Raw genomic sequence first — 22,205 nt, 5'->3', positions numbered from 1 at the left:
CCCCCTCTCCCGCCGTCAGGTGGGAGAGGGGGTTGGGGGGTGAGGGCCAGCAGCCCGCGCAGCGGGCTTTGTAAGCCTAGCCCGGCCCTTTAGGGCCGGGTACCGGACTGAACCCCAGCGCGGGAGGGGTTGGGGGTGGGGCCCCCTCCCCCAGCGGGGAGGGGTTGGAGGTGGGGGCCTCTTCCCCCAGCGCGGGAGGGTTGGGGTGAGGACAACGATCACCCCACCCACCGGGAGCAGTTCATTAACCTTTCGCTATCCCCTCATCATTGTTTTGCTCGCAACCATGTGCTATCCTCACCTCAGGCGCCTTTGCATTTGCCGAAGGAGCGTCCGTTATGGCCATCATTGCCCCGTCTCGCACCGAGTCACGCTTGCCGTGGCACAGCCGTGACCTCGCTGAAGTCTATGCTGAGTTGGACAGTTCACCCGCTGGGTTAACCAGCGCCGAAGCTGCCCGCCGTTTGGCCCAGTACGGCCCCAACGAGCTGCAGGCGGCGGCGCGAGTGTCGCCATGGGCGATTTTGTTGGCCCAGTTCCAGAATGTGCTGATTATCATTCTGCTCATCGCCACCGGTCTCTCGTTGCTGCTTGGCCACGGCATCGAGTCGATTGCGATTATGGTGATTGTACTCTTCGCCGTGCTGCTTGGTTTTATCCAAGAATACCGCGCCGAGCGGGCGATTGAGGCGTTGCGCCGCTTGGCAGCGCCCAACGCGACGGTGCTGCGCGATGGCGTTGAGCAAGCGATTCCGGCGCGCGATCTGGTGCCCGGCGATGTGGTGCTGTTACACGCCGGCGATCGGGTGCCCGCCGACTTACGCCTGATCGAGGCGGTGAATCTCCAGATCGAAGAGGCTGCGCTGACCGGTGAGTCGCTGCCGGTCGAGAAGACGGTTGATCTGCTCGTGCCGGCGACGGCGCCGGTCGGCGACCGGCGGAATATGGTCTATGCCGGCACGTCAGTGAGTTATGGCCGCGGGCGCGGGATCGTGGTCGCGACCGGCATGCAGACCGAGTTCGGCACGATTGCGACCATGTTGCAGACAATCGAGACCGGGCGCACGCCGTTGCAGGAGAATCTCGACCGGGTGGGGCATACGCTGGCGCGCGCGGCGCTGGTGATCGTCGCCGTGATTACCGTGCTCGGTCTCTGGCGCGGCCAGCCGCTGGTCGAGATGATTATCTTTGGGATTGCGCTGGCGGTGGCGGTGGTGCCCGAAGCGTTGCCTGCCGTTGTCACCATCTCGCTGGCGATTGGCGTGCAGCGCATGGTCAAGCGCAATGCGCTGATGCGGCGCTTGCCCGCCGTCGAGACGCTTGGCAGCACGTCGGTGATCTGCACCGACAAGACCGGCACCTTGACCAAAGACGAGATGACGGCGCGGCGGTTGTTTGTGGCCGGCCAGTGGTGGGACATTACCGGGTCGGGGTATGCGCCGGTGGGAGAGTTCCGGCTGAATGATCGGCCGACGCCGCCTGATGAAGCCGTCCGCCAGCTCTTGCGCGGCGCGGCGCTTGCTTCCGACGCTCGCGTCGTGTATCGCGACGAACGCTGGCAGGCGCAGGGTGATCCGACCGAAGCGGCCTTGGTGGTGGCGGCGGCCAAGGCCGGTTTGGCAGTTGATGAACTGGTGGCCCAAGCGCCGCGGGTGGCCGAAATCCCGTTTTCCTCCGAAACCAAGCGCATGACGACGCTCCACCACATAGGTGGCGTCACGGTAGCGTATGCGAAGGGGGCGCCGGAGGTGATTGTGCCGGCGTGCAGCCACTGGCTAGCGCCAACCGGCCCTGCCCCGTTCACCCCATCCGATCGGGCAAGAGTGCTCAACGCGGCGCAAGAGATGGCCGGCGCTGCCCTGCGGGTGCTGGCTATCGCTACCAAAACCCCAGCCACCTTAGACGATGCTGAGCATGATTTGACCCTGCTTGGCTTGGTGGGCATGATCGATCCGCCCCGTCCCGAAGCGAAAATTGCCATCGCCACCTGCCAGCAGGCCGGCATCCGGGTGGTGATGATCACCGGCGATCACCCCTTAACTGCGACCGCCATTGCCCGCGAATTGGGCTTGCTGCGCCACGGCAAGGTCATGACCGGCAGTGAACTCGATGCGCTCAGCGACGACGACTTTGCCCGCATCGCCGAAACGGTGGATGTCTATGCGCGTGTGGCGCCGGCGCACAAGCTGCGCGTCGTGGCGGCGCTGCAACGCAAAGGCTACGTCGTCGCCATGACCGGCGATGGCGTCAATGACGCGCCGGCGCTCAAGAAGGCCGACATTGGCATTGCCATGGGCATCACCGGCACCGATGTCACCAAAGAAGCGGCGGCGATGACCATCACCGACGACAACTTCGCCTCGATCGTAGCGGCGGTCGAAGAGGGGCGGCGCGTGTTCGGCAACATCAAGAAATACCTGATGTACCTGCTCTCATCGAACATCGGCGAGATCACGCTGATGGCCGGCGCGACGCTCGCCGGCTTGCCGCTGCCGCTCACCGCCGTACAAATCCTCTACGTCAACCTCGCCACCGACGGCCTGCCGGCGCTCGCGCTCGCCGTCGATCCGCCCGACGACGACCTCATGCGCCAACCGCCGCGCGATCCGCGCCGCGGCATCTTCACCCGCCCGGTAGTCGGCCTCATGATGATCGGCGGCTTCTGGTCAGCCTTAGTCAACATCGCGCTCTTCGTATGGGCCTTGCAGAGCGGGCGCGGCATGGTTGAAGCGATGACCATGACCTTCGTCTCGTTGGTGCTCATCCAATTCTTCAAAGCCTACAACTTCCGCTCCGATCACCTCTCGGTCTTCCACCGTCCCTTCGCCAACCGCTGGCTCAACCTCGCCATCCTCTGGGAACTGCTGCTACTGGCGGGAGTGGTCTACCTGCCCTTCCTGCACGAACCGTTTGGCACCTTCCCGCTCTCGCTGAATGACTGGCTGATTGTCGTGCTGGTGGCGCTGACCGTCGTGCCGGTGCTGGAAGCGGCGAAATGGGTGTTGCGGCGGTTAACATAAAGACGCAAAGGGGGCAAAGATCGCAAAGGGGTAAACGCAAAGACGCAGAGAACGCGAAGCGCGCAAAGGTTTTTGTGGGTGGGGCGCAAGGAAGGATAGATTCCATTCTCATACTGGTACAGGAACCCATATCATCTGGGCATCTCCAGCGCCCCCCCATCCCCCCATCCCAAAACCTCTGCGCCGTGGTATGGAGACGGACGGCCGTCCGTCTCTACGATTGCGTTCTTCGCGCCTTTGCGTTAAAAACTTTGCGCCTTTGCTTGCTTTGCGTCTTTGCGTTAATGCCCTACTTGGCTTTGTGTTATAGTTTTAGTATTCGATCATTTACCAATCCATTCCTGCTCTATACAATGGCTCTATACAATGAGGGAACAGCCACACAAACTAGCATTGGTCATCGGTGTCAATGGCGGCCCGGAGACTGGTCTGGCGCCACTGCGTTACGCTGAAGATACAGCGCGTAGCGTAGCGACAGCGCTCACCGCGCCTGCCAGCGGCTTTACCCTGTATGGCAATGAACCATTACTCGGTGCTGCGGCAACGACTGATGCTGTCCGGCAGGCCATCTTCAATGCCCGGCGCATGGTGGCAAGCGATGGATTGCTATTGTTATACTTTATTGGTCATGGTCGCTATGTCACCGATCAGAGCGGCCATAGTGACGTGTTTCTGGTAACGTACAACTTTCGCCCCGATGATGCCCGTGAGGATCCGAGCGCACACCTTTCGCTCGAATGGCTGCAAGAGAAAGTTCTGCGCTACCACACCCCTAGCCGGCTGCTCGTTGTGCTCGATTGTTGCTATGCCGGCGCTATCGGTGATGCTGCCCCCGATCCATTGATTACAAATTTGCGCCAGCGGTTGGCGAAAGCGTTGAATATCCAGCACACCGATCCCGATCAAGGCGCTACTGGTGTCATGCGCAAAACGCTAGCGGCGGTTAGTCCATATCTTGCCGCTTACGAACATGACGGCGCGACGTATTACAGCGCGGCATTGCTGCGCGGGTTAGCCGGTTCCGCTGCGCTGGAAGACGGTCGGGTCACGTGGCAAAGCCTGCATAGTTTCTTGCAGAAGACACTGGCTGATTATCAACCCGGTGAGTACGGCTTCGACCGTTCAGAAGGAGTAGCGCTTGCCTTCTATCCTGATCGCGTCTTGTTGCGTCTCCCTGACCACCAACCCTTTGTTATGCCGCATGCGTCGTTGCCGGTCTTTGTTGGCCGCGACGACCAGCTTGAACGGCTGGCGGCGTTACTGATCGGCGAGGAGACGGCCTGTGTGGCGGTAATGCCTGCGATTACCGGCATTGGCGGGATCGGTAAGACGAGTCTGGCGATTGAGTTTGTTCACCGTTACCGGCAACACTTCCCCGATGGCGTGTTTTGGCTCAGCATGGAACGGGAAGACACGATCGAAGCGCAAGTGGCCGCCTGCGGCGGGCAGCGCGGCCTGCAACTGTTTGCCGACTCCGAACCAGACTCGCTCGAACAGTCGCCGAGCAGCCTCGACGAGACATTGGAGCCACGCCAGCGGCGCGCACGGCTCAGCCTGCGCCAACGGGCCGAGCAGGTCATGGCGATTTGGGAAAGTCCGGGCCGGCGGTTATTGGTGTTCGATAATCTTGGAGACCCTGCCCTCCTTGAACGGTGGCGTCCACACGGCGGCGGCGCCCGCATCCTCATCACGAGCCGGCGCCAAAGCTGGAGTGTCGGGGATGGCGTACAAGCCTTGCCACTCGCCAGCTTGGCTGACCGGCCAAGTCTTGAATTGCTGCTCACACCCCTTGCTGCCATCCGGCGCTGCGACCTTGCGCCATTGCTGGCCGACCCGGCTGAAGCTGCGGCTGCCCAAGCGATTGTCACCGCATTGGACGGCCATCCGTTGGCGCTTTCGCTAGCCGGCAAGTACCTAGCCGGCGCCAGTGTGACTCTGCGCGAATTCGTTGATCGGCTGCGCGCCGAGCAGATCAACCACCACTCGCTTAATCAAACGCTGCGCGAAGGATTGCCGCCCCAATACCGCACCAGCATTGTCGCAACCTTTGCGCTGAGTTACCATCGCCTCGGCAACGATCCAACCGATCAGCTTGCCCGCGCCGTGTGGCTCGCCGCCGCCCTATTGGCCCCGGAACCGATCCTCGCCGAGGTGTTGATCCGGATGGGTGATCTTGATCCGGCTCATGATGATCAGCGTGCGACTGGTGAACGGATACTAGGCCGTCTGCTTGAATGCGGTATGATCGAACGAGCCGACGAAGGATACCGGCTGCACCGCTTACTGATCGCCTATGCTCACAGTGTCAGTCCCGATCTTGCCGCCGATCGACGGCGAGCAGAACAAGCCATTGCGCAGACCATTCAATGGCTCGACGATAGCGGGGAACTGACCGCAGCGCCCTTTCGGAAGCATATCCAACATGTGTTAGTGCAAGCGACCGGAGATCGCGATGCCTTGACCGGCGCGCTCTTTCATGCCGGCGGACTCGTGGCGTATGCCGAGGAGGACTACGCGACCGCACGGCGGTACTATGAGGAGGCGCTGGCGATCAGGGAAGAGATGCTGGGCCGCCACCATCGCGAGACGGCATTCACGCTGCACGAGTTGGGGAATGTAGCGTATTCCGAAGGGGACTACGCGACCGCACGGCGGTACTACGAGGAGGCGCTGGCGATCAGGGAAGAGATGCTGGGCCGCCGCCATCGCGAGACGGCATTCACGCTGTATGAGTTGGGGAATGTAGCGTATTCCGAAGGGGACTACGCGACGGCGCGGCGGTACCTTACGGAGGCGCTGGCGATCAAAGAAGAGGTGCTGGGCCGCCGCCATCGCTCGGCGGCATTCACGCTGCACGCGTTAGGGAATGTAGCGTCTGCCGAAGGGGACTACGCGACCGCGCGGCGGTACTATGAGGAGGCGCTGGCGATCAACGAGGCGGTGCTGGGCCGCCGCCATCGCGAGACGGCGGTGACGCTGCACGCGTTAGGGGATGTAGCGTCTGCCGAAGGGGACTACGCGACCGCGCGGCGGTACTATGAGGAGGCGCTGGCGATCAACGAGGCGGTGCTGGGCCGCCGCCATCGCGAGACGGCGGTGACGCTGCACGCGTTAGGGGATGTGGCGCAGGCCGAAGGGGACTACGCGACGGCGCGGCGCTACTACGCGGAGGCGCTGGCGATCAAAGAAGAGGTGCTGGGCCGCCGCCATCGCTCGACGGCGGTGACGCTGCACGCGTTAGGGAATGTAGCGTCTGCCGAAGGGGACTACGCGACCGCGCGGCGGTACTATGCGGAGGCGCTGGCGATCAAAGAAGAGGTGCTGGGCCGCCGCCATCGCTCGACGGCGGTGACGCTGCACGAGTTAGGGAGGATGTCGCAGTCCGAGGAGGACTACGCGACGGCGCGGCGGTATTATGCGGAGGCGCTGGCGATTGAGGAGGCGGTGCTGGGCCGCCGCCATCGCGAGACGGCGGTGACGCTGCACGCGTTAGGGGATGTGGCGTATGACGAGGAGGACTACGCGACCGCGCGGCGGTACTATGAGGAGGCGCTGGCGATCAAAGAAGAGGTGCTGGGCCGCCGCCATCGCGAGACGGCGGTGACGCTGCACGCGCTAGGGAATGTAGCGTCTGCCGAAGGGGACTACGCGACCGCGCGGCGGTACTATGAGGAGGCGCTGGCGATCAACGAGGCGGTGCTGGGCCGCCGCCATCGCGAGACGACATTCACGTTGCACAAGTTAGGGAGGATGTCGCAGTCCGAGGGGGACTACGCCACCGCGCGGCGGTATGTTGCAGAGGTTTTAGCCATCCGCAAGGAGATTCTAGGACAGTCTCATACCGATACGGTTCGTGTACGGCACGACCAAGCTTGGCTGTACTTGAACGTGTTGTTCGAGACTAGCAGTAGCGCTGTGCTAGCTTGGCTATTGTTGCCGGCGCCGTTTGATCTGGTTGGCAGCGGACTGTTGGTGCTGTTGGGCCTTGCCGGTTTTTGGTATCGGTGGGCCGTGTTGATCATTCGCGCGGCGTGGCGTACCGGGATCAGTGTGAGTTTTGTGCTGGTGCTGGCGTGGTTGTGGTCATGGCTGGCGCTGCCTGCACTTCCAGCCCCCTTTTATCAACTGGTGTTGTTTGGCGCAGGCGCCTGCGGACTCTGGTGGCCCTTGCTCAAGCGTTTACCACCGCTCCGCATGGTATTGCGCAAGGCTCGTCGTGGCAATGGCGCACTCTATCGTTACCTTCGGGATCGGTTGCGCCGTTGAGGGAGAGGAAGTAAGCGATGTCGATACAGTGCGTGGTACAACTTCAATTCGTCAGTCGTGATCCGGCCTATCCCGATCCGGCTGCCGTCAGCGCTTACGCTGATCTGGTCATTGCTGATCTCCGTAGCCGTGGCTTAACCGTGCAACCGGTCTATACCGGCGCCATGGGAGGCGATGTCTACGAAGTTATCCGCCAATTGGCCGAAGCAGTGACAACGAATAAAGAAATTTTGGCAGCTATGATCAGCGGAGTATTGGCTACTATTGTTAGTACGCTCGCCGATCGGCTCAAAGGATCAAAACTGTCCTCGACCACGCCGCCGTTCACTATCGAGGTGAACATTGAGCATGTGCGGACTGAAATGACTGTACCGGAGGTCGCCGTACCAGAGATTGATCCTGAAGCATTGTTGCGCCAGTTGCTGGCTATTGATCCGGAGTTGCCGGCCAAAATTTCGCCAGATACCAAGCTGAACATAAAGGTTCGAGTCCCGGCGCAGCGCGGTAGATCCTAGACGCAAAGGGGGCAAAGACGCAGAGGACGTAAACGCAAAGACGCAGAGCACGCGAAGATCGCAAAGGTTTTTGTGGGTTGGGCGCAAGGAAGGATGGATTCCATTCTCATACTGGTACAGGAACCCATATCATCGTAGCATCCCCAGCGTTCTCATCTCCCCCCATCCCAAAACCTCTGCGTTCTCTGCGCCTTTGCGTTAAAAACCTCTGCGCCTCTCAACACCAAGACGCAAAGACCGGGAAACGCAAAGACGCAGAGAACGCGAAGCGCGCAAAGGTTTTTGTGGGTGGGGCGCAAGGAAGGATAGATTCCATTCTTATACTGGTACAGGAACCCATATCATCGTAGCATACCCAGCGTTCTCATCTCCCCCATCCCAAAACCGCTGCGCCCTCTGCGTCTTTGCGTTAAAAACCTCTGCGCCTCTCAACACCAAGACGCAAAGACCGGGAAACGCAAAGACGCAGAGGACGCGAAGCGCGCAAAGGTTTTTGTGGGTGGGGCGCAAGGAAGGATAGATTCCATTCTTATACTGGTACAGGAACCCATATCATCGTAGCATCCCCAGCGTTCTCATCTCCCCCATCCCAAAACCTCTGCGTTCTCTGCGCCCTTCGCGCCTTTGCGTGCTTTGCGGCGTGGTATGGAGACGGACAGCCGTCCGTCTCTACGTTTTCACACCGCCCGCGCCTCGGCCCGGCTGGTGGCGGCAAACAACGCCCGCGCCAGCGGCAGGTAGGCCGACGCGCGGCGCACATAATCGCGAGCGGTCGGGTTGACCCGGATCGCCACCGGATCGACGATGCCCTGATTGTGCCACGCCGCTAACGTGCGCCACGAGATCGGCTGGCCTTCGATCGCCGCACGCAAGATGCCCCGTTCGAGGTTGGCGGCAAGGTAGTTAATCGCCAGCTCATCGTCGCTAATCTCGGTGGTGATCGCGGCAAACAGCGCACGCTGATCGGCAAATTGCGCCGGATCGATCCGGCTGCCTTCCACCTGCAACGGTACCCGCAGCACACTGCCATCGGCCAGCGGTACCTCGCCGGCCAGTATTTCGGCGGCCACCGAAGGCCGCAGATTGGCCGGCCAGACGCTAAAATTGGCTCCCATGCCGCTCAAATTGGCTTGCTGTTGGGCCACTTGGTACCACGGCGTCACTATGCGCAACGGCGGGGCCAGCTCCTCTGCCCACCCGAAATTCTCGTTGTAGAGGATCGTAGCCATCACTTCGGCAAATTCGCGGTTGCTCATCCCTGACAACTGCGGGTGATTATGCCGCGCCGCCGCCGCCAAGATCGCGCCGCGCAAACGGCGCATCCGCGCCGCAAATTCGGGGCGCACGTATGCTTCGATCGTCGGGCCGGGACGAGTTGGCGGCGCCGTGCGCGCCTGCGGCATCGTTGCGCGCGTTGGCGGCGGGCCGGCGAATGCTGCGTGATCCACACTGATCAGGCAAAGCGCAATGACGAGCACAAGAAAGCGTCGCATAGGCGGTGCCTGTCTGGGTTAGCGCAAAGCTTACGTATGGGTTGCTGCGATATCACCTCTGCTTCCCTCTGTATGATACCTGCTGTGGTAAGCGCAGCAACCGGCTAAGGGCGGATTTATATCCTCTTACCGCAAACCTCTCCCCCAGCGGGGTTGAGGGATGGACAGAACATTTAGTCGATACAACTGTTAATCGCTGTGCAATGCCTCAACGCTCGATTCTCCGCTCCCCTCTCCCGCGCCAGTGGGAGAGGGGCCGGGGTGAGGGCCAGCAGCCCGCGCAGCGGGCTTCGTACCCCTAGCCGGCCCTTCAGGGCCGGGTTCCAGAGCAGGTGTTCTGTCCGTCCTTGAACCCAGCGGGGGAGGGGAAAGGAGTGGGGGCAACGATTAAGCCGCAAAGCAAGCAAAGGCGCAGAGGGGCGCGGAGGCCGCAAAGGTTTGGGAAGTATGATCATCCCCCTGCGTCCTCGGCGCCCTCTGCAGTAAGAAAACCTCCGCCATCACGCCAGCACGCGCTTCGGCTGCAACACCAGCAGCACAACCAGCACCGTCCCGCCCAGCACTAGCAATGCTACCAACTTCATCAGCGGGGTAAAGAAATCAAGCAACCCAATCGCGCCAAAAGCGATGCTTAAGCCGTAATAACAGGCCACCACCTGTCGCTGGCTGAAACCAAGGTCAAGCAGACGATGGTGCAGATGGTCACGTCCAGCTTGCGCCGCCGACCGTCCCCGCAGCGTGCGGGTCAGAATCAGCCACGCCATATCCACGATCGGCACCCCCAGCACCAGCAAGACCGTCGCCAGCTTAGCCCCGCCGATCAGCGCACAGATGCCCAGCGTGTAGCCGATCGTCATCGCTCCCACATCACCCATAAAAATGCGAGCCGGATGGGTGTTGTAAATCAGGAACGCTGCGCACGCGCCACTGAGCGCCAGCGGCAGTAGCGCGACTGTCAGTTGCGGCGGGTCGAGAGTGAGCGTGTGCAGCGCCAGCACCAACCCGGCGATTAACGTCACTCCCGCCGCTAGCCCATCGAGGCCATCGATCCAGTTCACCATATTCTGCATACCCACAATCCAGAAAACGGTAGCGGCGATCGCCAGCCATGGGCTGAGGTTATGCAAATGAATCTGGTTCACAAAGGGAAAGTTGAACGCGGTCAGAATAATCCCACGCGCCTCAGTCGGCTGGCCGAGCGCATCGGGGTAGAGGGTGTGATCCCACAGATACGGCCCAACCGCCACCAGCGCCGCAATGATATGCACACCGAGGCGCGGCAACGCCGGCAGGTCGTAGAGATCGTCGAGCAAGCTCACCAACGCGATGATGGACAGCCCGATCAAGAGCAACCCAATGCGCAGATGCTCAAACGGCGAGCGACGCAAAGCGGGATCGAGCGACTCAAAAGCGAGACTGGCGACGATCGCAGCGACTAAGCCGGCAATCATTGCCAACCCACCCACCACCGGCGTAGGCTCGTGGTGAATGTGGCGCGGGCCGGGTTTGGCAACCCAGCCTTCACGGCGCGCCAACCGGATCAGCGGCGGGGTGAGCAGCGCCGTAACGGCGAAGGCGATCAGCGGCGCGCCAAGCAGGGCCAATGTGACAAGCATGCAACAGTCGCTTTACCTCAAAACGCGAACCTCCCGCTTATGATATGAGGAAAGCCGTCGAAATGCAACGTCGCAACGATGCGCCTTCGCTCCAGCGGGAGATTGCTGCTGTGGCTGCGCCCCCGCGCAATGACCATGCGACTCCTTCCCCCAGCGGGTTGAGGTATGGACAAAACATTTGATTGATTACAACGGTTGATCGCTGTACGATGCCGTAAAGCCCCGTGCTGCGCTCCTCATCACCCCTCCCCCAGCGGGGGAGGGGGCAAGGGGTGGGGGCAGTAGCCCGCGCAGCGGGCTTCGTAACCCTAGCCCGGCCCTTTAGGGCCGGGTGCCGGACAGATGTTCTGTCCGCCCTTGAACCCCAGCGGGGGAGGGTTGGGGTGGAGGCCACGCACGCCCCACTCCCCACCTGTCCTTGCGAGCCGCCGGAGGCGGCGCAGCAATCTCCCCCGATCACGGGATGGGTGCGCTCAGACATCCGTTCCGCTGAAGCGGGAGATTGCTTCGGGCGCTGCGCGCCCTCGCAATGACAATATGGCTCCCTCCCCCAGCGGGGGAGGGTTGGGGTGGAGGCGACGCACACCCCCGCGCAATGGCCATGCGACTCCCTCCCCCAGCGGGGGAGGGGGCAAGGGGTGGGGGCAGTAGCCCGCGCAGCGGGCTTCGTAACCCTAGCCCGGCCCTTTAGGGCCGGGTGCCGGACAGATGTTCTGTCCGCCCTTGAACCCCAGCGGGGGAGGGTTGGGGTGGAGGCCACGCACGCCCCACTCCCCACCTGTCCTTGCGAGCCGCCGGAGGCGGCGCAGCAATCTCCCCCGATCACGGGATGGGTGCGCTCAGACATCCGTTCCGCTGAAGCGGGAGATTGCTTCGGGCGCTGCGCGCCCTCGCAATGACAAATGGCTGCGCCCCCGCGCAATGACCATGCGACTCCCGCCCCCAGCGGGGGGAGGGTTGGGGTGGGGGCAGTAGCCCGCGCAGCGGGCTTCGTAACCCTAGCCCGGCCCTTTAGGGCCGGGTGCCGGACAGATGTTCTGTCCGCCCTTGAACCCCAGCGGGGGAGGGTTGGGGTGGAGGCGACGCACACCCCGCCCCCCCACCTGTCATTGCGAGCCGCTGGAGGCGGCGAAGCAATCTCCCCCGAGCACGGGAGAGGTGCGCTCAGGCATTCCTTCCGCTGAAGCGGGAGATTGCTTCGGGCGCTGCGCGCCCTCGCAATGACAAATGGCTGCGCCCCCGCGCAATGGCAAGCGGGCCCGCCGGCACAGGAGAGGGGCTGGGGGTGAGGGCCGCTACCCCGTTCCGAATTGGCGGTCGCCGGCATCGCCAAGGCCGGGCACGATATAGCCACGCTCGTTGAGGTGGCTGTCAATTGCGGCCAGATGGATGGCTACATCAGGGTGGGCTTCCGACAGCGCGCGCACCCCTTCCGGGGCGGCGATCAGGCCGAGGAATTTGATCCGCTGAGCGCCCCACCGCTTGAGAATATCCACTGCGGCGACGGCCGAGCCGCCGGTCGCCAGCATCGGGTCAACGATGATGGAGAGATCGATATCCGGCTTGCTGGGTAACTTGTTGTAGTACGTCACCGGTTGTAAGGTCTCGTGGTCGCGGTAGAGGCCGAGGTGCCAGACATGCACCGTCGGCAGAATGTCAACAATCGCTTCGGCCATGCCGAGACCGGCGCGCAGAATCGGGATAATGCCGATCCGCTCGGCTACTTCAAACCCTTCGCAATTGGCCAGCGGCGTCTCGACGGTCAGCGGCGCTAACGCCAGATCTTGCGTCGCTTCGTAAAACAGCAACTGGGCAATCTCGCGCACCAATTCGCGAAACTTCTTCGGCTCAGTCCACTTGCTGCGCAGGAGCGCCAGTTTGTGTTGCACCAGCGGATGGCGCGAGACAAACACGTGTGAGGAGGGCATATTCAGTTCCTGCCTTTATATATATGTGACGCAAAAACGCGAAGCGGCCAAGAGTGTTGCGGGCCAAAGGAGCGCTGCGCTTGCCCATCAACCTCTTTGCGCTTCGGCGTCTTTGAATAAACCCGCACTCCGGTCTATGATCGTTCGAGCTTGTAGCCAACGCCGCGCACCGTCAGAATGACCTTCGGTTTGGACGGCTCCACCTCAACTTTTTCGCGCAAACGGCGCACGCAGACATCGACCAGATTGGTTTCGCCGACGTATTCATAACCCCACACCTCGCGGAACAGCACCTCGCGGGTGAAGACCTGCCCGGCGTTGGCGGCGAGGAAATAGAGCAACTCAAACTCCATCGGCGTCAGTTTAATCTCGGCGCCGCGCACCGACACTTTGTGCGCGATGGCATCAATGGCGAGATCACCCACTTGCACGAAGGTTGGCGCCGTGCGCGCCTTTTGCATGTCTACCCGGCGCAAAATCGCTTCTACACGGGCAACAAACTCGGCCACTTTGAACGGTTTGGTAATGTATTCGTCGGCCCCGCGCCGGAACCCTTGCACAATATCATCGGTGCCGTCGCGGGCAGTGATGATCACGATCGGCACATCGCTCTTGGCGCGAATGCGCTCGCAGGCATCGAACCCGTCAACGAAGGGCATCATCACATCGAGAAAGACCAGATCGAACTGGTCTTTCTCAAAGGCGTTCAACGCCTCCATGCCATTCGCGACCACCACCGTTTCATACTGTTGCGCTGGCAGGGCCGTCTGGATCAGGCGGCCAATCGAGGGGTCGTCGTCGGCCACTAAGATCCGGCGTTTGGGCGGCGGTTGATCGGCTGCGCGTTGTGATGTGCGATGAAATAATGGCATACGGATTCTTCGTTCGTTCACGTCGGGCCGCATGCTACGCGCGGTTCACGGGCCGCATGCCGTGCGGAAGCCGCACGCCGTGCGGCTCTACATTAGACGGCTTCGTCTAGCCGGCGGCGATAATCGGCCCGCGGCACCAGAATGGGCCGGCCCCGGCCTTGGATCACCTCGGCGTTGACAATGCAGCGCCCGATATGCTCTTGCGACGGGATCTCGAACATGACCTCAAGCAAGACCTCTTCGACAATGCTGCGCAAGGCGCGGGCGCCGGTGCGAGCGTTCATAGCCCGATCGACAATCGCTTCAAGGCTGTCGGGCGTGAACTCTAGCTCGCAATGGTCGAGCGCGAACAGCTTTTGATACTGCTTGATAATCGCGTTGCGCGGCTCGGTCAAGATACGCAGCATGGCCTCGCGGCTCAGCGGATCGAGGGCGACGATCACCGGCAACCGCCCGACAAATTCAGGGATGAAGCCGAACCGCATCAAATCGTCGGGAGTGATCTGGGCCAGCAACGCGCCCTCTTCATCGATCGTCTTCACCGGATTGCTGCCGAAGCCGATCGCCTGCTTACCCCGCAGCCGTTTGGCGATAATGTTGGTAATCCCCTCAAACGCACCACCGCAGATGAAGAGCACATTCGTGGTGTCAAATGGAATATACTCTTGCTGCGGATGCTTGCGGCCGGGCAGCGGCGGCACGTGAGCAACGCCGCCTTCGAGGATCTTGAGCAGCGCCTGCTGTACGCCTTCGCCCGACACATCGCGCGTGATCGAGGGGTTATCCGACTTGCGCGCAATCTTGTCGATCTCGTCGATGTAGATAATGCCGGTCTGCGCGCGTTCGACATCGCCATCGGCGGCTTGGATCAAGCGCAGCAGGATATTCTCGACATCTTCCCCTACGTACCCGGCTTCGGTCAGGGCGGTTGCATCGGCGATCGCAAACGGCACATCGAGGATGCGGGCCATCGTTTGGGCCAGCAAGGTTTTGCCGCTGCCGGTCGGCCCAATCAGCAAAATGTTGCTCTTGCTGATTTCGACATCATCGATCCGGGCGCCGGCCCGCACGCGCTTGTAGTGGTTGTACACCGCCACCGACAAGGCGACCTTCGCCCGATCCTGCCCGATCACATACTGATCGAGCTTTTCGCGGAGCTTGCGCGGCGTCGGCAAGCGAGCGGGGCCGGGGGGCGGCGTGCGCCGCGACGCCGGCGTCTTCTGATCGCTCTCTTCGGCGATGATGGCGCTGCACAGCGCGACGCACTCATCGCAGATGAAGACATTGCCGGGGCCGGCGATCAAGCGTTGCACTTCATCCTGTCCGCGCCCGCAGAACGAGCAGGCATACGGATCACGGCCGGGATTGCGGGTACGAGTCATGGGGGATTCTCCAGACGAGCGGGCGGGCGCTGGCGGTCGCGCCCGCCCGGGCGTCGTTACTTCTTTTCCTCGCGGGTGAGGATTTCGTCGATAATGCCGTACTCTTTGGCTTGCTCCGGCGTCATGAACAGGTCGCGGTCGAAGTCCTTCGCGATCCGTTCGATCGGTTGGCCGGTGTCTTTGGCCAGCAGTTCGCGTACCACCTGTTGCAGCCGGAGCAGCTCACGGGCCATGATTTCGACATCGGGCGCGTAGCCGCGGGCGCCGCCGCCAGCCGGGTGCATGTGAATGGTCGAGTGGGGCAGGCTGTAGCGCTTGCCCTTGGCCCCGCCGGCCAGAATCGGTGTCGCCATGCTGCCGGCCATGCCGACACAGACCGTCGCCACATCTGGGCGGATGTGGTGCATCGTGTCGTAAATCCCCAGACCGGCTGTAACCGACCCGCCCGGGCTGTTGATGTAGAGCCAAATGTCGCGATCGGGATCTTCGCTCTCAAGGAAGAGCAATTGGGCGACGATCAGATTAGCGATCTGATCATCAATGGGCGTGCCCAAAATCACGATCCGCTCTTTCAACAAGCGCGAATAGATATCGAAGGCGCGTTCGCCGCGGCTGGTGCTCTCGACCACCATCGGAATCAGCAATTCCGGCCGTTGCGAGAGCCATTCCGGGCTCGGCATGCTGCGCCAGTCGTGACTATAGCGCGTTGACCAATTCATACGGTACTCCTCACGATTCAGTTGTTGCACGGCTGGATTGATCTTCCGTTGCAGTCGCTTCGGTGGCCGGTTCAGCGTCCGGCGCTGCGCTCGGTTCGCCGCGGGCAATCTCGGCGAGGCGAGCGCGGAGTTTCTTATCAAGTACCACATTCGCGACCGAGGAGCGCAGTTGGGTATTGAGCATCTCTTTGAGTTGTGGCCGCCGCTCCTCTTCGTAGTCGGCCAGAATGCGCTCGATCTCGGCTGCGATCTCGTCGTCGGTGACGGTCAACCCTTCCTGCTTAATCACCTCGCTGAGCGCCAGCGTCACCTTAGTCTGCCGCTCGGCTTCGGGCAGCAGTTCATCAACCGCCTGATCGTGGGTAATGCCGCGATACTGCAACACCTGCTCGAGGGTGATGCCGTAGCGCGCATATTGCTGCTCTTGGTCGTGCAGCATCGAGTGCGCCAGATCGCGGATCATCACATCGGGAATATCGAAGGTGGTCTGCTCGACCAATTGCTCAAGGTAGGCGTTGAGCAACGCTTGCTCGGCGCGGCGGCGCTCGGCCTCTTCGAGATCGGCCCGCACCTTGGCCTTGAGTTCATCGAGCGTACCGGTGAAATTCACCAACCCCGGCAGCTCTTCCCATGCCGGCACGATCCGGCGCTGAATGCCCAGCACCTCAACCTTGAACGTCACTTTCTTGCCGCGGATCGACTCTTCGGCATGATCGTCGGGCATCGTGGCGACGATCTCTTTCTTCTCGCCCACGTTCATGCCGATCAGCCCTTGATACAGCTCATCCACCAGCCGGTTCGGCTCAAGGTCGAGCTGCTCTTCCGAGCCGGCAGCCTCAGACTCAGCTTCGGACTCGTCGCTGGCCTCGTCCTCGTCGCCTTCGACCTTGGTGCTGAGCAGCACCCGCAGCCGGTCGCCTTGCTGGGCCGGACGCGGCTCGTCGAGCTCTTGCAAGATGACGTGTTCTTCGCGCATGCGCTCCAGCTCAAGCTCGACCATCTGATCGGTCACCGGCTCGACGTTCAGCGGTACGCGGATGCTGCGGTAATCGGCGAGCGTAACCGTCGGCGGCACCGGCACCTTAACCGTAAAGATGAACGGCTCCAGCGAGTCGATCCGTTCGAGGGACGGCGGGCCGATCACTTCGATCTGCTCTTGCTGGATGGCCTTCTTGTAGGCGTTATTGATCAGATCCTCGGTTGCCTCTTCGATCAGCGCCGCGCGCCCGAAGGTGCGTTCAATAATAAAGCGAGGCGCTTTGCCGGGCCGGAAGCCGTGAATAGGAAACTTCTGCGACAGACGGCGCGCCGCCTGATCGAGGCCGCGCTCGAACTGATCTCGGTCGATTTCAATCTGCAATGAGATGAGACTCTTTGGCAGTTTTTCGGTCGTAACTTTCACGGTGGTATCCTTAACACAATTCGCTTTGCGCAACAATCAAGGCGCTGGCGCTCAACGTTGAACGCGGGCATGCTGGCGCGCCGTATGTTGCATTATAGCACGTCTGCTTGCGGGATGCGAGAAGGGGCGGGAGTGAGATGATTTCGCAGGGTATGGTAGAGATGGTTGTTCTCTGATGGATGTATCTGCGTCCCTCTCTACTCGCCACTCCCCAATCCCTGCCCTACCCGGCGCGCCACGCGCTGGAGCAATACGCGCAACTGGCGATAGCCGATCTGGCGGATGGCGTCGTTAAGCGGCACCCATGCTGCGGCGCGAATCCCTTCGGCCAGCGCCGGAGTCGGCGGTTCGGGCGATGCGCTGGCCAGAAAGAAGGTGACTTGCTTGTCGCGCCAGCGTCCACGCCGGTACACCGGATAGGTCACCCGTTCGAGCCGCTCGGCCAACGTGCAGTGGATCCCGGTCTCTTCGGCGACTTCACGCACTGCCGCTGCTTCATCACTCTCGCCATTGTCAACATGGCCTTTGGGCAATGTCCACACGCCTTGTTGATCTTGAATCAATAAGACAAGATGCCGGCCCGTTTCATCACGGGCCAGCACAACACAACCGGCAGCGCGAATGGGTGTATCCGTCATACGTCCTCAAAGCCCAAACAGCCGGCCAATCGCTGCTTCAATTTCGACCCACCACTGCGCCATGGGGGTGGCATTCGCTTGCTGAGAAATCCATTCCAGCCGCCCGGTCGCCAAGAGCAGACCCATGACAACCATGAGCGCACCGCTGAGCAAGCTGGTCGTATGCAAGAAGAGTTCGCGTCCGAACAGATTGACGGTGAAGCCGCGCCCGCGCAGGAATTGCCATGCGCGCGAACCGGTGCCGAGCCGCTGGAAGAAGGTGGCGATCAGAATGAGCGGCAGCCCTAGCCCCAGCGAGTAGATAAACGCCAGCACCGCTCCTTGCAAGATAGCAACGTCACTGGTAGCGGCCAGCAATGTCAACAACGCGCCCAAAATCGGCCCGACGCATGCCGTCCAGCCAAGGGCGAAGGTCGCGCCGTAGAGATACGAACCGGCAAAGGTGGCAGCCGGACGCTCTTGCAGTTGGGGGCCGGCGAAGCCTTTGCCGAGCATGCCCATGATGCCGAAGGCGATGATAACCAGCCCGCCCCAGAACGTGAGGGCGCTGCGGTTGGCGAAGAGCAAACCGCTGAGGGCGGTGGCGCTAGCGCCGAGCAAGGTCATGGTGGTGGCAAGGCCGAGGAAGAAGGCGATGCCCATGGTGGCGACCCGCGCCCGCCCGTGGCCGCTAGCCTGAAAGGTGAAGGCGAAGTAGGCCGGCAAGATGGGTAATGTACATGGCGAGAGAAAGCTGAGCACGCCAGCCAGAAAAGCGGGCAGCGCCAACACCAGTACACTGCCGCCGCCGGTGAGGAAGCGGGTCTGCTCGCCGGCATCCATACTCAGCGCCAGCAAAATGAGTAAGAGCAACACGCCCAGCACCGCGAGCGCGATCAGGCTGCGCTTGCCAAACCGGCGCGGTGAGTCCATTGGTTGTAAGGTCATACGGCCCTCGCTTGCAGGGTGCGACCGGTAGGCAGCCGCGGCGCAGTACGCCGGATGCGAGCTGCTTCCTCATCGCTGATTGGGGTCGAACCCATAAAGAAGACAACTTCGGTCGGTATATCGTAACGGTACCGTTGGCGTTCCCATTGACCAGATGTATTCCGGGAGAGCAAGGTTACACGCCAGAACATACCGTCAGCATCATATTCTTCGGCTTCAATCCAGACCAGCGCCCCGGCAGGAAAGATCGTTGCCAGCCGTTGGTGGCAAGCGTCGCGGCTAGCCGCCATTGCGTCGGCCATAGTGGTGTGTCCTCCATCCAAGATGCCATACCTAGGGGCGAGGGAAGCCTCACCCTTACTATTATACCGGCTTATCGCAACCGGTGATGGCATGGAAGGCTATCTCTGCACGAGATTTAGCCGGCGGTTAGCGCACACTTAACGCTGAGCGCATACCGGCTTAACACCTGCATTGTATTGTGTCGGCAACATTGTAGGATGTCCGCTCTTCGTCTGGAGCTGATGCCATGCGTGTGGCGCTGATCGCGGAAACGTTTCTGCCTGACGTGAATGGCGTGACAACCACCCTCTGCCGGCTGCTGGAACATTTGCAGCGCGCCGGCCATGAGGCGGTGCTGTTTGCGCCGCAGGGTGCGCCAGCGAGCTATGCCGGCGCTGAGATTGTGCCGTTGAGCGGGATGCCATTGCCGATGTACCCCGAAGTGAAATTGACACCGCCCCAACCCGGCTTGACGGCTCGCCTGCGCAGTTTTCAGCCTGATGTGGTGCATTTGGTGGGGCCGGTGGTGTTGGGGGCGATTGTGCCCGGCATTGTGCGGCGCCTCGGCTTGCCGCTGATCGCCTCGTACCATACCGACTTCGGCGCGTATAGCCGGCACTATGGCTTCGGCTTTTTGCAGCACGGCGTCAATGCGTGGCTGCGCTGGATCCACAACCGCTGCCGGATCAACCTCTGCCCGTCGAGCTTTACGTTGCGCGTCCTCCGCTCAGCCGGCTTCCGCCGTTTGCGGATTTGGGGGCGCGGAGTTGATGTGGAGCGGTTCCATCCCCGCCACCGCAGCGAGGCATGGCGTGAAGCGGTCGGGGCGCAACCCGGTGAGCGCATTGTGCTGTACGTTGGCCGCGTCGCCGCCGAAAAGCGGGTCGAACTGTTGCCCGAAGCGATTCGCGGCCTGCCCAATACGCGGCTGGTGATCGTCGGCGATGGCCCCTTCCGGCCCGAATTGCAGCGACGCTGCGCCGGCCTGCCGGTGCATTTTACCGGCTATCTGAAGGGAGAAGCGCTGGCGGCGGCGTATGCCAGCGCCGATGCGTTCGTCTTCCCGTCTGATACCGACACCTTCGGTCAGGTGATCCAAGAGGCGATGGCTTCGGCGCTGCCGGTGGTGGCGGCGCGGGCCGGCGGCGCGATTGATCTGGTGCAGCACGGCCAAAATGGCTACCTGTTTACCCCCGGTGTCGCGACCGATTTGCGTGCCCGCCTGCGCGAGCTGCTGGCCGATGATACCCGCCGGATGGAGCAGGGGTTGGCGGGCCGGGCCGCCGCTGAGCGCCGGTCGTGGCCCAGCGTGATGGAAGAGTTGATGGGCTATTACGGCTATGCGATGCGGCGCCGGCGTGGGGTGGCGCGGGCAACGGTACGGTGACGGGGCGCGCCGTAGGGGCAACGCATGCGTTGCCCCTACGGCGCGCTGTGCGGCATGCGTGAAGCAGCAACGTTGATGGGTTCCAACGCCAAAATGTCGATCCGTGACCGGCGCACCTCGATCCAATCGCCTACGGTGAGGTGATCGCTGCCGATCAGATCTGCGATCCGCGGCGCGCTGAGCGTGGTGCGCAAGCCGATCGTCGTGTCATCAGCCAAGGCAATCACTAACTCGGTGTAGAGCGTCTCGAACGGCAGATGTTCGCGCTGTACTTCCCATGCCAAGACCGCAGCGACCCGGCCATAGACGATGGGTTCGCTTAACGGCGCTGCCGGGGCAATGTGCGGCGGCGGCGTGAACCCGGCGCGGAACGGCGGGGTTTGCAGTTGCACCGTACTGAGCGCGCAGAGCAGGCGGGCAATGCTCACTTGCCCTGCCAGTTCGGGATCGACGCGGTGATGGCGATCGACCAGCCACAACTTGGTGTCTGGGTCAGTGTCAGGCCCGGCGTCTAGCGGCGTTACCACCACCTGCGGCAGATACCGCCGGCCATCGGGGTGCAGCGCGCCGGGAATGAATTGCTCGTAGCGGCAACGCAGATGGAGTTGGCTCAGGGCGCTAAAGCGCATTACTCACCTCCGCCAACTCTTGCAAGCGTTTGGTGGCTGAAGCGAGCCGTTGCTCATTGAGGGCCGCGATAAAATCGCGGGGCCGGTCAGGGCTGATGATCACCACCGACGCATCGTAGCGTGAGATGGCGACCAGCCGTTGCCGGTTGGTGGCAAAGAGCGCCACGCGGCCATACGGGTCAAGGTGAAACGGCCCCTGATAACCGAACACACCGGCGTTGAAGGCGAAGCGTAACCCAAACCGTGGCATATCGGCCAGTGCGGTGGCCGGCGACACGCCGCTGATCTGATCAAACCGGATGCGCACTGCCGGCGCCCAACGCCGCTCAATCACCAGCGCATCGGGGTCGATCCGGTACGCTTTGGGTTGAAAGGCGTAACTCAGCAAGAGAAACAAGGCCAGCGCCGCCGCTAACCCCAGCGGCACCTGCAAGCCGTTCCAGCGGAGATTGGCGAGATACGCGAAGAGTTGCGGCAATACCAGCAAGCCGCCTACATACGCGAGACCGTAGGTGACTTTGACGGCATACGAGTCAAGTGGCGCTGGCGCGAAGCGCGTGGGCGAAGACATACACCGGATCCTTATCTTGCTTGTTTATAAACTGCGTACGCAAATCGTTTTGCGACGGTTTAGACTGGCATGCAGACCAGCGGCCCGCGCTCCGTGCTCGGTGGGGCGCGGGCGGCTCGCCCGCGGGCAAGGCCGTTACCCCGTGGTGCGGGCCAGCGGCCCGCGCTCCGTGCTGGTTGGGGCGCGGGCGGCTCGCCCGCGGGCAAGGCCGCTACCCCGTGGTGCGGGCCAGCGGCCTGCGCTCCGTGCTCGGTGGGGCGCGGGCGGCTCGCCCACGGGCAAGGCCGTTACCCCGTGGTGCGGGCCAGCGGCCCGCGCTCCGTGCTGGTTGGGGCGCGGGCGGCTCGCCCGCAAGAATGGCCCATACCCTGTGCATGCGGGCCAGCGGCCCGCGCTCCGTGCTGGTTGGGGCGCGGGCGGCTCGCCCGCGGGCAAGGCCGCTACCCCGTGGTGCGGGCCAGCGGCCTGCGCTCCGTGCTGATTGGGGCGCGGGCGGCTCGCCCGCAAGAATGGCCCATACCCTGTGCATGCGGGCCAGCGGCCCGCGCTCCGTGCTGG

Annotated in this window: 16 protein-coding genes; 4 read left to right on the top strand and 12 right to left on the bottom strand. The window is 62.3% G+C overall.

Annotation, left to right across the window (positions count from 1 at the left end; translation table 11 throughout):
• Positions 1–338 precede the first annotated feature (338 nt).
• The 3 genes from A6A03_RS16710 (at position 339) to A6A03_RS16700 (ending at position 7,801) form a co-directional block, all read left to right on the top strand.
• A complete protein-coding gene (locus tag A6A03_RS16710; RefSeq protein WP_066790559.1) occupies positions 339–3,020 on the top strand; it encodes a cation-translocating P-type ATPase in 2,682 nt (893 codons plus the stop codon).
• A 366-nt stretch (positions 3,021–3,386) separates the two neighbouring features.
• Positions 3,387–7,286 (top strand): tetratricopeptide repeat protein, encoded by a 3,900-nt coding sequence (locus A6A03_RS16705; protein WP_082909000.1) that lies wholly within the window; start codon positions 3,387–3,389, stop codon positions 7,284–7,286.
• 17 nt (positions 7,287–7,303) lie between these two features.
• Positions 7,304–7,801, top strand: coding sequence for a hypothetical protein (locus tag A6A03_RS16700; protein ID WP_066790555.1), 498 nt, complete (start codon positions 7,304–7,306; stop codon positions 7,799–7,801).
• A gap of 677 nt (positions 7,802–8,478) precedes the next feature.
• Here the strand turns inward: A6A03_RS16700 and A6A03_RS16695 are convergent.
• The 10 genes from A6A03_RS16695 to A6A03_RS16650 form a co-directional block, all read right to left on the bottom strand.
• Positions 8,479–9,294 (bottom strand): hypothetical protein, encoded by an 816-nt coding sequence (locus tag A6A03_RS16695; protein WP_066790553.1) that lies wholly within the window; start codon positions 9,292–9,294, stop codon positions 8,479–8,481.
• Between the two features lie 500 nt (positions 9,295–9,794).
• Positions 9,795–10,910: a glycosyltransferase family 4 protein gene (locus A6A03_RS16690; RefSeq protein ID WP_066790552.1), complete on the bottom strand. Its 1,116-nt coding sequence runs from the start codon at positions 10,908–10,910 to the stop codon at positions 9,795–9,797.
• Between the two features lie 1,295 nt (positions 10,911–12,205).
• The gene (upp, locus tag A6A03_RS16685) at positions 12,206–12,838 is read right to left on the bottom strand and encodes a uracil phosphoribosyltransferase (RefSeq protein WP_066790551.1); all 633 of its coding nucleotides are present in this window, start codon (positions 12,836–12,838) and stop codon (positions 12,206–12,208) included.
• A 134-nt stretch (positions 12,839–12,972) separates the two neighbouring features.
• Positions 12,973–13,710 carry a response regulator transcription factor gene (locus A6A03_RS16680; RefSeq protein WP_066790550.1) on the bottom strand — a complete coding sequence of 246 codons (738 nt, stop codon included), beginning with the start codon at positions 13,708–13,710 and terminating at the stop codon, positions 12,973–12,975.
• Between the two features lie 92 nt (positions 13,711–13,802).
• Positions 13,803–15,092 (bottom strand): ATP-dependent Clp protease ATP-binding subunit ClpX, encoded by a 1,290-nt coding sequence (clpX, locus tag A6A03_RS16675; protein ID WP_066790548.1) that lies wholly within the window; start codon positions 15,090–15,092, stop codon positions 13,803–13,805.
• 56 nt (positions 15,093–15,148) lie between these two features.
• Positions 15,149–15,811, bottom strand: coding sequence for an ATP-dependent Clp protease proteolytic subunit (locus A6A03_RS16670; protein WP_066790546.1), 663 nt, complete (start codon positions 15,809–15,811; stop codon positions 15,149–15,151).
• Positions 15,812–15,821: 10 nt separating this feature from the next.
• Positions 15,822–17,213 (bottom strand): trigger factor, encoded by a 1,392-nt coding sequence (tig, locus tag A6A03_RS16665; RefSeq protein ID WP_066790544.1) that lies wholly within the window; start codon positions 17,211–17,213, stop codon positions 15,822–15,824.
• Positions 17,214–17,410: 197 nt separating this feature from the next.
• Positions 17,411–17,851, bottom strand: a complete 441-nt coding sequence (locus A6A03_RS16660; RefSeq protein WP_066790542.1) for an NUDIX hydrolase — start codon at positions 17,849–17,851, stop codon at positions 17,411–17,413.
• Between the two features lie 6 nt (positions 17,852–17,857).
• Entirely contained in the window at positions 17,858–18,778 is a 921-nt protein-coding gene (locus A6A03_RS16655) for a cytochrome c biogenesis CcdA family protein (protein WP_066790539.1), read from the bottom strand.
• Positions 18,775–19,080 (bottom strand): hypothetical protein, encoded by a 306-nt coding sequence (locus A6A03_RS16650; RefSeq protein WP_066790537.1) that lies wholly within the window; start codon positions 19,078–19,080, stop codon positions 18,775–18,777. The genes A6A03_RS16655 and A6A03_RS16650 overlap by 4 nt, the downstream gene beginning before the upstream one ends.
• 227 nt (positions 19,081–19,307) lie before the next feature.
• Here A6A03_RS16650 and A6A03_RS16645 point away from each other — a divergent pair, with 227 nt between their 5' ends.
• A complete protein-coding gene (locus A6A03_RS16645) occupies positions 19,308–20,447 on the top strand; it encodes a glycosyltransferase family 4 protein (protein ID WP_066790535.1) in 1,140 nt (379 codons plus the stop codon).
• Positions 20,448–20,482: 35 nt separating this feature from the next.
• Here the strand turns inward: A6A03_RS16645 and A6A03_RS16640 are convergent, their stop codons facing one another.
• Positions 20,483–21,076, bottom strand: a complete 594-nt coding sequence (locus tag A6A03_RS16640) for a hypothetical protein (RefSeq protein WP_066790533.1) — start codon at positions 21,074–21,076, stop codon at positions 20,483–20,485.
• The gene (locus A6A03_RS16635; protein ID WP_066790531.1) at positions 21,066–21,647 is read right to left on the bottom strand and encodes a PH domain-containing protein; all 582 of its coding nucleotides are present in this window, start codon (positions 21,645–21,647) and stop codon (positions 21,066–21,068) included. Before A6A03_RS16635 ends, A6A03_RS16640 begins: the two co-directional genes overlap by 11 nt.
• Between the last annotated feature and the right edge of the window lie 558 nt (positions 21,648–22,205).

The sequence above is a fragment of the Chloroflexus islandicus genome, assembly GCF_001650695.1.
Lineage (GTDB): Bacteria > Chloroflexota > Chloroflexia > Chloroflexales > Chloroflexaceae > Chloroflexus > Chloroflexus islandicus.
This window is presented reverse-complemented; position numbering and strand designations above follow the sequence as displayed.